At 64.4% G+C, this 12,983-nt stretch carries 9 protein-coding genes; 1 reads left to right on the top strand and 8 read right to left on the bottom strand.

What is annotated here, in order from left to right:
- Positions 1-110: 110 nt before the first annotated feature.
- Entirely contained in the window at positions 111-1,670 is a 1,560-nt protein-coding gene (locus tag XW59_RS11470) for an ABC transporter substrate-binding protein (RefSeq protein ID WP_047145169.1), read from the bottom strand.
- Between the two features lie 342 nt (positions 1,671-2,012).
- Between XW59_RS11470 and XW59_RS11465 the strand changes: the two genes are divergently transcribed.
- A complete protein-coding gene (locus tag XW59_RS11465; protein WP_047145170.1) occupies positions 2,013-3,221 on the top strand; it encodes an aminotransferase class V-fold PLP-dependent enzyme in 1,209 nt (402 codons plus the stop codon).
- Between the two features lie 78 nt (positions 3,222-3,299).
- Here XW59_RS11465 and XW59_RS11460 read toward each other — a convergent pair whose 3' ends face one another.
- The 7 genes from XW59_RS11460 to XW59_RS11430 all read right to left on the bottom strand — a co-directional run bounded on the left by XW59_RS11460 (position 3,300) and on the right by XW59_RS11430 (position 12,976).
- Complete coding sequence (locus tag XW59_RS11460; RefSeq protein ID WP_047145171.1) at positions 3,300-4,643, bottom strand: FAD-binding oxidoreductase; 1,344 nt, start codon at positions 4,641-4,643, stop codon at positions 3,300-3,302.
- A 16-nt stretch (positions 4,644-4,659) separates the two neighbouring features.
- Positions 4,660-5,838: an amidohydrolase gene (locus XW59_RS11455; RefSeq protein WP_047145172.1), complete on the bottom strand. Its 1,179-nt coding sequence runs from the start codon at positions 5,836-5,838 to the stop codon at positions 4,660-4,662.
- A 1-nt stretch (position 5,839) separates the two neighbouring features.
- Entirely contained in the window at positions 5,840-6,892 is a 1,053-nt protein-coding gene (locus XW59_RS11450; protein WP_047145173.1) for an ornithine cyclodeaminase, read from the bottom strand.
- A 73-nt stretch (positions 6,893-6,965) separates the two neighbouring features.
- Entirely contained in the window at positions 6,966-8,165 is a 1,200-nt protein-coding gene (locus XW59_RS11445) for a CoA transferase (RefSeq protein ID WP_047145174.1), read from the bottom strand.
- A gap of 22 nt (positions 8,166-8,187) precedes the next feature.
- Complete coding sequence (locus XW59_RS11440) at positions 8,188-10,149, bottom strand: pyridoxamine 5'-phosphate oxidase family protein (protein WP_170990129.1); 1,962 nt, start codon at positions 10,147-10,149, stop codon at positions 8,188-8,190.
- A 26-nt stretch (positions 10,150-10,175) separates the two neighbouring features.
- Positions 10,176-11,351, bottom strand: coding sequence for an FAD-binding oxidoreductase (locus tag XW59_RS11435; RefSeq protein WP_206077702.1), 1,176 nt, complete (start codon positions 11,349-11,351; stop codon positions 10,176-10,178).
- On the bottom strand, positions 11,348-12,976 hold the full coding sequence (locus XW59_RS11430) for an FAD-dependent oxidoreductase (RefSeq protein ID WP_047145312.1): 1,629 nt from the start codon (positions 12,974-12,976) through the stop codon (positions 11,348-11,350). Before XW59_RS11430 ends, XW59_RS11435 begins: the two co-directional genes overlap by 4 nt.
- Positions 12,977-12,983 lie beyond the last annotated feature (7 nt).

Genomic DNA, 12,983 nt, shown 5'->3' with positions numbered 1-12,983 from the left:
AAAATGGTCACCGCGCTCGAACGCGCCGGAAGATTCAAATCTCGAAGCCGCCACATCTTGCGGCAAGTGGCCTCCTTCCAGCGCGGAAGCAGGCGCGATGGTCGGATCGACTAATCGCAGTTCCAGCTATAGCGGCTGAAATCGTAACCGAATGAACGCATGGGGATAATGGAAAGACCCTCGAGGCACTTGTTGAGCGCGTGCTTGGAAACCTGCGTCAGCAGGAAGACGTCAGACTGCATATCGACGAGTTTGTGCTGAAGCTCCTTGTAGATATCGATCTGCTTGTCGAGTTCACCCGTGCCGCGCGCTTCCTCGATGAGCTTGTCCACTTCCGGATCGTTTATCCATTCCATCGACGCCCACGTGCCGGCGGCCGAAGAGTGGTACTGCGTGTGGAACATCGAGTCCGGCGACGGATAGGTGGCGCTGAAGAATATCTGGTTCACCGCGGGGGTCGTCTCGACCTTGGTGGCGAGTTCGGTCACCCGGTTCCACGGATTTACTGCCTGCGTCACGGTGAAACCGATCTGCTCGAGGTTCGCCTGCATCAGCAGGCTGATCTCTTCCTGATACTTGATGCCCGTCAGGAACCCCAACGTGATCGAAATGGGCTGACCGGCATATTTCGACTTCGCGACTTCGGCGCGCGCCGCTTCCAGGTCGTATTTCGGTTCCGGCACATCGTCGGCATGGAACTGCTTGAAGGTGTCGGGCAGCGGCGTCGTCAGCCTGTTGCCAGGGAAGATTACCTCACGGATCGTCTCGTAGTCGGTCGCCAGCGCGATCGCGCGGCGGATGTGGACATCGTCGGTCGGGGTGACTTGATTGTTGAGCTTGAGGTAGAGCGTCGAGGAGGTTGGGTGATTCTCGATCTTGTAACCCATCCCCTCGAGCGCGTCGTAGGTGTCGGGCGACTGGAAGGGACCGGTCATCGTGAGTTCGCCCGACGCACCCATGGCGCGCACGCTGGCCTCGTCGTTGACGACGATCCAGCGGACCTCGTCGATCGGATTTTCCGGGAAGCCCTTGTAGTAGTCCTCGTTGCGCACGACGGTCAAGCGCGTGCCGCGATCATAGGCCTTGAGCGTAAAGGGTCCGGCCCCCGCGGCGTTCGTCGCCAGCCAGCTCTGAGCGTCGTCGTCGCCTTCATGCGGCTTCACCGCCTCCTCGTTGAGGATGAAGATCGCCGGAACGACAGCGAGGAACGGCGCGAAATTCTTGGCAAGCGTGAACTTCACCGTCTTGTTGTCGACTGCCGTCACGGATCCCGGCGTCAACACGCCTGCTAGCATGCTGGCTGGCCCCTGATTGATGCGGAGCAGCCGCTCAACCGAGTAGACCACGTCGCCGGCCTCGACGGGCGAGCCATCGGAAAACGTCGCATCATCGCGCAGCTTGTAGGTGACTTCCCGGGCATCGGGTGACACCTCCCAGCTTTCCGCGAGCGCGGGAACGATCGAGCCGTCCGGTTCCACGCTCGTCAGGCCGTCATACAGGTTCACCACACCCATATAGTCGGTGTAGTCGGTCACCTTCGCGGGATCGATGCTGCGGAAAATCTGGCCCGTGGTCATCGTCACGACGTTCTGAGCCCAAGCGGAAAGCGGGATCGTCGCGGTGAGCATGGTGGATAGGGCAACAGAGGCCAGAAGTTTGCGTGCGATCATTACTATGTTCCCTTTATTCGGCGGCACGGCCCGTGCTTCTTTTTTCACCTATGAGTAATGGACGTGCAGACCGCTGATAATTCGGAACTTCGATTGAGTTGATCGATATTCCCGCACAATCTCTTCGCGGGCCCGCGCGGCATGCGCTGCAACGTCCTGAAAAACGAATAGATTGCACGCCCCGCGTCGATAGGCGCGTTGCCTGATCGCCGTAAACCCATGATTCAGCATCTGTTTTTTTCCGAAGCACACAACCTTCCCTCCGCGAGACTGGTTGGGCGGGTCTTGACGCTTCGCGAAAGCGCGCGATACCGCAGAGCTTCCCACCTGGACTTCAGCAGAATGACAACCACAGGCCGCCACTACCTCGCCATCCCCGGGCCGTCGGTGATCCCGGATCGCGTCCTCAACGCCATGCATCGCGCTTCGCCGGACATCTATTCCGGCGAGCTGCATCAGATCGTCCCTGGCATCTACGAAGACCTCAAGAAGCTGGCGCGCACGAAGCACCATGTCGCGATCTACGTCGCGAACGGACATGGCGCATGGGAAGCGGCCAACACGAACATGTTCAGCCCGGGCGACCACGCTCTGGCGCTCGTCACCGGCAGGTTCGGCGAGGGCTGGGCGCAGTCGGTCGAGGCGCTTGGCGTTACGGTGGATCGTCTCGATTTCGGAAAGCAGGCCGCGGTCGATCCCGAAGCCGTGGCGGAGGCGCTGGAAGCGGATACCGGCGGCAGGATCAAGGTCGTGCTGATGTCGCATGTCGACACGACGACATCGGTCCGCAACGACGTCGCAACCGTCCGCGCCGCGCTGGATCGGGTCGGCCACCCAGCGCTTCTGGCAGTCGATTGCATCGCGTCTCTGGGATGCGACGTCTTCGAGATGGACCTGTGGGGCGTGGACGTGATGGTTAGCGCCAGCCAGAAAGGGATGATGACGCCGCCCGGCCTCGGCTTCGTCTGGATGAACGAGAAGGCTCGGCAGGCAAGCATCGGCTCGCGATGGCGCACGCCCTATTGGGACTGGATGCCACGTGTCGATCCCACCGTCTTCTACCGGCTTTTCGGCGGCACCGCGCCGACGCATCATCTGTTCGGCCTGCGTGCGGCGCTGGATATGCTGGTGAGAGAAGAAGGCGTCGAGGCTGCCTGGCGCCGGCATGAACGTCTGGCGCGCGCCGTGTGGACCGCATTCGACACATGGGGCGAAGGAGAAGGCGGCACGCGCACCGGCATAGGACTGAACATCGCCGACCCGTCATCGCGTTCGCATGCCGTGACGACGGTGAAGTTCGTTGCGCCGCACGCGACCAAATTGCGCAAATGGACGCAGGCCAATGCCGGCGTCACGCTCGGGATCGGCCTCGGCATGGCGCCTGACGGCGATCCTGCCGGCGACGGCTATCTCCGTATCGCCCATATGGGCCATGTGAACACGCACATGACGCTCGGCGTGCTGGGCGCGATCGAGGCAGGCATGAGCGCGCTGGATATTCCGCACGGGCCGGACGCGCTGTCGCGGGCCGCAGCCGTTCTGGCGTCCTAAGCAGGGAACGCGACTGCGGCAAGTCCGCAATCGCTTCGCGAATGGATCGCCGCGCTCATCTGACGCGCGGTTGCCGGATCACAATCCCGGCCCAGGCATGATGGTGCTGCCGTCGCTGAAGCGCCCGATGCGAAAACGGGCGAGGTTATGGCCGACGGCGTTGCCCTGAATGAGGTCGGCGATCACACGTCCCATCCCCGGCCCGATTCCGAAACCATGACCGCTCATGCCGGTGGCCACCACGAGGCCTTGTCTGCCCGCCACGCAGTCCACCACCGGGACGACGTCAGGCATGGCATCGATCATGCCGGCCCAGCCCAGCTTCAGCCGAACGTCCTTCAATTGCGGGAAGAGCTTCGCGAAATCCTGTGCGACATTGCGAAGCCGGAATGCTTCCGGCACGGGATCGAGAACGCGCATCCGCTCGAACGGGCTCTCTTCGTCGGCATCCCACGATCGCAGCGTCGACCAAGCGTCGGGATAGTCTCGCGGGGCAGCCGGCGCATAGCGGACGCCGAACGGATTTGCCCGCAACGCGGGCAGGTATTTGACGGCATGGCGGAAAGCATCGGGTCCCACATGGAGCTGGCTGCTGCCACCCGGCGCGAGCGTATAGCCGCCGTCCAGCCGACGCCGGAATGCGATATGCTCATCGGTCGCCGCACCGGCATGGACCTCGGGCAACGGCTCAGTAGCGGCGACGGTCGCGCGCACGCTCAATTGCGGAATGGAGATGCCATGACGGCGCAGCAGCAGCGAGGACCACGCACCTCCGGCGACGAGGACGGTCGAGGCCGCGATCCGCCCCTGCTCCGTCCAGACGCCCGTGATGCGGCCGCCGGTCATGTCCAGCATCCGTGCCGCGCAGTTCTCAATAATCGTCACGCCCAGCCGCGCCGCCAGCCGCGCGAGCGCCGGCACCGCGAGCCAGGGCTCCGCCCGCATGTCGGAAGGCGTCGTCATCGCCCCCTTGTAGCGGCGGGACATGCCGTGGATCAGCGAGCCCACCCCGTCGGCGTCGACAAGCCTTGTATCGACAGCGTGATCCCTCGCAAGTCTCACGAAAGCGGCGAAGTCCTCCATTTCCTTGTCGGTCCGCGCCAGATAGGTGACCCCGGTTTCACGCAGGCCGACATCCTCGCCGCATTCCTGCGCGAGCCGGACCCAGTGTCGGCGCGCCTCGACGACGATGGGCAGTTCGGCCGGGTCGCGGCCTTGCTGCCGGATCCAGCCCCAGTTGCGCGACGACTGTTCGCCGGCGATTCTCCCCTTTTCAAGCAGCGTGACCGGGATGCCGTTTCGCGCGAGAAACAGCGCCGTCGTGACTCCGATCACACCGCCGCCGATGACGACGACTTCCGCGGCCTCCGGCAGAGGCGCGCGGAAACGGACCTCGGTGACATCACTGAATGGGAACCGCATCACGCTGGCCCCACGATCAGCTGTTTTCCATGCAGATCGCCAGCGTCTCGGAGAATATGCGGATACCGATCGGGATCAACTCGTCGCGAAAATCATACTCCGGCGTGTGCACCCGCGGCCAGTCGGGCCCCGATCCGAGAAAGAGCATCGCTGCCTTCGCTCCGCTCAGCCCGAACTGTCCGAAGTCCTCCGATCCGACCGAGGGAACGGTCTGGTCGACGCGCTTTATCCCGGCGCGTTCCATGCCATCGGAAAGAATCGTCGTGGCCTCCGCATCGTTGATCGAGGCGGCGAAGACATCGTCGTAGCTGAACTCGAACGACAGCCCGTGGCGCTTTGCGGTCTCGGCAATCAATCCCTCGACCTTCGCGACGAGTTTCTCCATGTCGTCGTCGTAGACCGTGCGCAGCGTCGCCATGATCTTCGCCTCGCCCGGCGCCACGCCGAACGATTCCGCGCCCATGGACGCATGGGTGACGGTGACCATGGTGAAGCCGGGCCCGAGCGGCTTTCCGCTACCGCAGGCCAAAAGCGCCGGCATCAGTTCCGAGATCGCCAGCATGGGCGAGCGGCCGTCGGCGGGCCGTGAGGCATGCGCCGTGCTTCCCGTCAGTCGGATACGGATACCGCGCGAGGCGCAATTCGCCGGGCCAACACCGAGCTTTGCCGAACCGAACTCCAACTCGGGCGCGTTGTGCAGCGAAAAGGCCCAGTCCGGCTTGATCTCCGGATAGCGGGGATCGGCCACCACGGCGACCGCGCCCGCGCCATTCTCTTCCGCCGGCTGGAACATCAGCACCACCCGGCCGCTGGTCGGACGCGCCCGCGACAGGATACGCGCGAAGCCGAGCAGGATGGTGGAATGGCCGTCATGACCGCACAGATGCGCCTTGCCCGGCACGGTCGAGCGATATTCAACCTCGCCGAGCTCCTGGATCGGCAGCGCGTCCAGTTCCGACCGGAACAGGATCGTCGGCCCCGGCGCGCCACTGTCGTAGATCGCGGCCACTCCGTGCCCGCCCACTTCGGTCAGCACCTTGTCGGGCCTCGTCGGGGCGAGCATTTCGCATACGCGGCGCGCCGTCTCCCGTTCCTCTCCAGAGAGTTCCGGGTAGCGGTGGAGATCCTGCCTGAAATCGGTGAGTTCGCGCAGGTCTTCGTCGGTCGGTGATGGAAGGACAAGTCGGTTCGTCATGTCAGGCAGCAGCTCTCAGTAGCATTCCATAGAGATCACGGGGTTCGTCGGGGTCGGCGAGGAGATCGAGCGGCGTGTAGTCGGCGGTCTCCTTTATCCGGTCATGTACGTAGCGGAGGGCGGAAAAATCCTCGATCGCGAAGCCGACGCTGTCGAAGAGCGTCGTTTGGCGCCGATCAGTCCGGCCGGCCGCCATGCCGGCCACTACCTGCCAAAGCTCGGCGACGGGATAGTCTTCCGGCAGTTGCTGGATTTCTCCCTCGATTCGGGTCTGCGGCGGATATTCGACGAAGATGACCGAACGCAGCAGAATATCCCTGTGCAGTTCGGTCTTGCCGGGGCAATCGCCGCCGATGGCGTTCAGATGAATGCCCGCACCGACCATGTTGTCGGTCAGGATCGTCGCATACTGCTTGTCGGCCGTGCAGGTGGTGACGACCTGCGAGCCTTCGACCGCCTGTTCGGCGCTCGCGCATGGAACAACGGTCAGGCCGCTTCCGCGCAGGTTCTGCAGCGCCTTCGCGGTTGCCGTCGGGTCGATGTCGTAGAGCCGCACTGTATCGATCCCGCAGATCGCCTTGAAGGCGAGCGCCTGAAACTCGCACTGCGCACCGTTGCCGATGATCGCCATGACGCGGCTGCCGGCCGGCGCGAGATATTTCGCGGCCACCGCCGAGGTTGCCGCCGTGCGCAGCGCGGTCAGCAGCGTCATCTCCGTCAGCAGCAGCGGATATCCCGTCGCGACATCCGACAGAACGCCGAAAGCGGTGACGGTCTGGCGGCCGGCGCGCGTGTTCTTCGGATGGCCGTTGACATATTTGAAGGCGTAGATGTCGCCGTCGCTGGTCGGCATCAGCTCAATCACGCCGTCGGACGAATGCGACGCGACGCGCGGCGTCTTGTCGAACCGATCCCAGCGGCGGAAATCCTCCTCGATATAGGCCGCAAGATCTGCCAGCATGCGCTCCACGCCGGTGGCGTTGACCAGTTGCATCATGTGCTGGACGCTCACGAAGGGAACGAGGCTGAGCGGCCCCGGTGGTATCAACGGCATGACGATCCTCTTCCTTCAACTGTGCGGTCGCGGGGATAGCGGCTCCGCGTAGATTTCCGGTTTCCGGCCACGGCTAGCCGGGCGCTCCGGCCACACCGCTTTCCAGCAAGGTGGCGATGCGCTCTTCCGGTATGCCGAGCTCCCGCAGGATCTCGACGGTGTGTTCTCCCAGCGCCGGCGGATGCCGGGATATCTCCGCCGACGTTTGCGACATCTGCACGGGGTTCGACATGGCAAGCACCCTGCCCTCGCTGGGATGTTCCATAGCGCGGAAGAACCCCACATCGGCGAGGTGCGGATCGTTGAGCACGCTCTCCAGCGTGTGCATCGCCATGACCGGCACATCGGCCGCATCGAGAAGGTCGATCCATTCGGCACTGCTGCGGGTCCGGAACACCTCGGCCAGCCAGCCATAGACGAAGGCGATATTCTCGTTCCGCCCCGTGAAGGTGGCAAAACGCGGGTCGGTGTCCATCAGGTCCGCCTGTCCTATGGCGGCGAGAAAGCGGCGCCAGTGATCGTCGGTATAGACCAGCACGCAGACATGGCCGTCCGACGTCGGCAACGGGCGGCGGTCGCGCGCGAGTTGGCGGCCATAACCGCCCCCGTCGAGCGGCGGATCGAAGGTCAGGCCGCCGAGATGGTCGGCAAGGACGAACGACACCATGGTCTCGAACATCGGTACATCGACCCGCTGGCCGACGCCGGTGCGGCTGCGTCCGATGATTGCCGCAAGAATGCCGCTCAGCGCCGTCAACCCCACGACACGATCCGCCATCGCCGTGGGCACGTAGCGCGGCTCGTCAGAGCCCGAGACCATGAACAGATATGGCAGCGTCGCGGCTCCCTGGATGAGGTCGTCATAGGCTGGGCGCAACGCATACCGGCCCTTTTGTCCGTAGCCGTAGAGGCCGGCATAGATGAGACGCGGATTGACCGCCCGCACCTCGTCCCACGACAGGCCGAGCCGTTTCATCGCCGCCGGCCGCACGTTGTAGACCAGCACGTCTGCGTCCCGGCACAGGTCGAGCAGTAAATCGCGACCTTGGGGGGTTTTCAGATTAAGCACCACCGACCGCTTCGACCGGTTCGTGTTGAGAAACAGCGGTCCCATGGTCGGCGAACGGGATGGGCCCGCGCGACGGATCACGTCGCCCGAAGGTGGCTCCACCTTGATGACATCCGCGCCGTAGTCACCCAGATACTGGGTCGCATACGGGCCCATCAGGACCGAGGTGAGGTCGATGACTTTTATCCCCGAAAGCGGGCCCATGACTTCCTACCCCTGCAATTCGTCAGCATTTGAGCACCAGATCGCTGCGCGGCACCGCCTGGCAAAGCAGCACCTGATCCTCCGCCAGCACCGGCACCTCCCCGGATGGATAATCGACCATTCCCTTCATCACCACCGCCACGCAGGACTGGCAGTCGCCAAGGCGGCAGGAGTAGGAGACATCGATATCCTGTCGAAGCGCGAGATCGAGCAACGATCCTTTGCTCGGCGTCCAGATCGCCGTCTTCCCGGATTTCGCGAACGTGATCTGGCGATCGCTCAGGAAGTCCTTGCCTGCGAGATCGAGCGACCGTCCGTCGCCAGACGAGAACTCCTCGAAGTGGATACTTTCGGCGGACGCGCCTAGAGCCGTCAGGCCGTCGCGCAGCGACGACATGAACGTGTCCGGTCCGCAGATGTAGAAATCGGCCTTCTCCACGGGCAGCAAACCGGCGATCGTCCCGGCGTCGATCCTGCCGCGAATATCGCACACATCCGTCTCGCGGGGCCGGGAATAGCAGGAGAGGAGCCTGATCCTGCCGCCTTTCGCCCGTCCAGCGATCTCGCGCGCTTCGTCGTCGAAGAGATGATGAATGCCGTCGCGCGCGGCGTGGATGAACCAGACGTCGCGCTCCGACTCCTCCCCAGCCAGCTGGTCGAGCATCGGAAGCAGCGGCGTGATCCCCACGCCGGCGCTGATCAGGACGATTGGGCGACCCGGCGCGCTCGACAGCACGAAACGGCCGGCCGGTATGCCGAGCAGCAGATCCGAGCCCGGCACGATCTCGTCGTGCAAGACGTCGGACATACCGCCGCGCCCGGTGCGACGCACCGAGATGCGCAGGCCGTGGCCGTCGGGGCGGCGCGACACCGAATAGCATCGCTGCAGCGATCCCGGCGCGGCGCCCGGAAGGGAAACATTGACATACTGGCCGGGTATGACGGGACCGATCGGCGCATTGTCCTTCGGCGCCAGCAGGAAAGAGGTTACGTCGGGGTTCTCGCGACGCCTCTCCACGCAAACGAACCGCCGCCTTCCCGTCCACGGGATGCGGCGGTCGTCCTGCCAGACGCGCGCCCGCGTGAATGCTGCCGAACAGTGGAAGAATATCTCCTGCGGCACGATCCGCATCGCGCGGGGTTTCGCTTCGAACTGCCCGTTGATACGCAGCAATTCATTACGTCCTGGCGCAACCGTGAGCAGCGCGCACTCGCCTTCGTCCCGCGTAACCACCTGCGGCGGCAGGTGCAAATCGACGGCCTGGCGGTTGTCGAACAGAATGACCGACAGCGGAGCTTCGGCCGTCAGATCCATCACGATGCCGCCGTCTGGGTTCTCGTGCGCGATGACGATGAAGGTCGCCTCTTCCATGAATTCCAGCCCGCCAGGGCCGGCAATATCGCAGACCTTCTTCTGCACACCTTCGCTCGGCGAGCCGTAGACGTCGCGGACGCCGGCCTCCTTCAGCAGGTTCTCCTCTTGCGCATCCTTCGGCACCGGCGCGAAACCGGCGCTGGCTTGAGCCGTCTTGTCTCCGCCAACGACCGCGCTCAGGTCCAGCGGTGGCTTTCGCAGTGCCGCGCCCAGCCAGAGGCCTGCCTGATCGAATGCCTGGCTTTCGACGAACTTCATCGTCTTCGGTTGAATACGCATCACGCTGATTGGCGGGTTGTCGTCGGCCGGAAATGCGGCGATGTCTTCGGACTGGAAAGAGAGTTCTGCCGTGGCGGAAATGCTCAGATAGCGGTCGCTGTCACGGTTGAGCACGACGACACCGATATTCGGATCAATCAGGAGGTTGCCGATCGTGTCCAGCCGACGGTTGCCCGGATAATCGGGCAGCAGGAGCACGCCGTCTTCCGTCACGCGCACGACGGAAGGCTGGCCGCCGCGCGGAGACACGTCCATCGCTCCCTTCGCATTGCGCGAGGCGATAAACAGAAGCGTGGCGTTCTCGATAAACCGTCTGGTTTCCGTGTCCATGAACATTCTTGCCAACTAGCCCCAGCCTAGGCAATCTCCTCCATCGCGAGAGCGTTCCATCCCTGCAATTCACGCCAATCCGGCTCGAGCTTGTCGAAACGGCCGAGCCTGAACGATGAAATATCCGCGAAGCCGCACGCGCCGTCGACTATGAGATCGCGGATGGCATGGCCGCTTGCGGGCGAGAGGCCGAAACCGACGCTGGACATGGTGGCCACTACGACATTGGGAAATGTCGACAGCCTGTCGATCACGGGACGTCCGTCTGGGGTGTTCTCTATAATGCCGGCCCATGACCGAATGATGCGCACCTGCGCCGCCCTGGGCATCATTTCGAGCAGGCGGCGACCGATGTGGTTCATCAGCGGGGTCGAAGGCTTGGCGGGAGCGTCCGCATCGGGCAGTTCGAGCCATTCATGCGGCCCCCCGCCATAGGCGAGATTGCCGCGGAGCGTCTGCCTGCCGTAAAGGCCGTTGCCGTCGACGCCGGTGTGGGCCATCAACGGCAGCGGCTCGGTGACGATCATCTCGGCGCGCGCGATCGCCACCGGCACCTCCTGCCCCAGCATTGCGGAGAAGCGGCCGGTATGCGGACCCGCCGCGATCAGTAGCTGGTCGCACCCGAAGACCCCGCGTTCGGTTTTCACACCGGTTACGCGCCCTCCCTCGGTGCGGAAGCCGGTTACAGCGCAATTCTGGAACAGACGGCCGCCATGGTCCTGCATCGCCCATGCATAGGCCTGCACCGTGCGGTGCGGATTGGCATGTCCGCCGAAATGGTAATAGTAGGCGCCCGCTATGTCTTCTCCAGCCAACGGCACGAGTTCGCGAAGCTGCTTTCCGTCAAGAAGCTCGTAGCGATAACCGTGCTGCCGCGACGTGGCGATGCCCCGGCTGTAGAGGACCAGTTGTTCCTCGGTTGCGGCAATGCGAATGCGGTGCGGCATGAATTCGGTGGGATAGCCGAGAAGCTCGTCCATCATCGGCCACAGCCGCTGCTCCTCGAGGAACAGCGGCGACTGCATGTGCGTGCATCCGCCGCCATTGCGCCCCGATGCCTCCCAGCCGACGATGCCCTTTTCGATGACGAGAACGTCCACGCCGCTCTGCGCCAACCACCAGCCCGCGCTCAACCCGGTTACGCCGCCACCGACGATGACGACCGATGCTCCGCTGATCTCGCTCATTGTCACCCCGCTCATTCGCTTGCTGCCGGAGCCGCCGCGTCGTTCGTCGCGACTGTGTAGAATTCCGGCACCTCCCAATAGGGGCGCCACTGTGGGTGAATGCCGAACCAGACATCCCAGTGAAGCGCCTGTTCCGGCGCCTCGGGCAACTGGCTGGAAATCGCCAGCGTCAGCGGGCGCACCGGCGCGCGGTATCCGGCAAGCGGAATCGACGCCAGCGGCGTGGCCACCTGCAATGCGAGCAGGGCTGCGACCTGTTCGCGGCAACGCCGTCCCTGGCACGGCCCCATCCCGGCGCGTGTCAGCCGCTTCACCTGATCCGGATTGGGCGGGCCTTCGCCCAGCAGCGAAGAAAGCGACCGGTCATTGCGCCGCTCGGCCTGCCAGTCGAGATAGCGTGGCGGCCGAACTTCGAGAATCTCCCGCGCGGTGACCTCCTCGCACTGGCAGACATGGAACGCCGCCCGCGCTTCCACTACACTCGCTCGCACCCAGCCGATACGATAGGCGGAAAGGTCGTAGGTCGGGCTGTCGGGCCCGACTGCGTCGATGGACATGTCATCGCTGGCAACGCCCCGATCCGAAAGGATGGCCGCGACCGCGCGCCGACCCTCACGTTCGGAAACGAGCCGGTCGCGCGTCTTCGCCGGCCAGATGCCGGCGCTGTCTCCGACCGCAAAGACGTCTCGCACGCTGGTTCGCTGATCAGCGTCGACGACGGGCGCATAGCCGCCTCGAGCCTGCTGAAACGCCACGTCGGCCCCCAGCGCCGCAACCAGATCGATGACCGGCGTGACGCCGACCGCCAGCACGACGCCGTCGCATGCTATGTGGCGCTCTTCCGCGGTGGGCTGCCCGATTTCGCCCACGGCACAGACCGCGACGCCCTCCACCGTTTCCCGCCCCAATGCCTCACGCACGACATGGCCGGTCAGGATTTCGCAACCGGCGACGCGCAGCGATGCAACCATCTCGGTGGGGCCAACCGGAGCGGCTGCCTGTTCCACGATCGCGGCGATCTCCACGCCAGCCTTCATCAGCGCTCCGGCCGCGTCCAGCGCTTCGGCCGATGTGCCGAGCAGGACCACGCGGCGCGGCGCGAGAGCGCCGAAGCGCGCGAGCGACATCGCTGCGGTCGCGCCCATCACGCCCGGCTTGTCCCAGCCGGGAAAACCTAACCCCATGTCGCGGCGGCCCGCAGCGACGATCACATGCTCGGCCCCGATCAGCCAGCCGCGCTCCTCATCGGCAAGCCCCGCAACCATGCCGGGTAGCCACCTTGTGCTCTCGCTCCTGCCGTATAGCCCCCAGCAGGCCGTTCCCAGCCGCACGTCCACGCCCGCCTCGAACGCCGCTTCGATCAGCGGCTCGGAGGCTATCAACGCCTCCATCATCGCGTTTCGGTTGCGCGCCACGCCGGACATACCCTGCCCATAGTGCAGCGGCACCTCGTTTCCCATGGTCGTGAACGGCACCGGGTTTTCGTCCACCAGCACGACCGACAGCCCCCGGCCGGCGGCGTCGATCGCGGCGGACAAACCGGCCGGGCCCGCGCCGATCACCAGAAGTTCCGTATGTTCCTCGACGCTCAGTTCCTTGCCGGCGATGGATTTCTCGTCGAATTTCGTCGGTCGGGACATTCCCTGC

This window comes from Aquamicrobium sp. LC103 (assembly GCF_001014615.2).
In the GTDB taxonomy this organism is placed as follows: domain Bacteria; phylum Pseudomonadota; class Alphaproteobacteria; order Rhizobiales; family Rhizobiaceae; genus LBCQ02.
The sequence above is the reverse complement of the archived record's forward strand: the minus strand, read 5'-3'. Positions and strand labels throughout refer to the sequence as shown.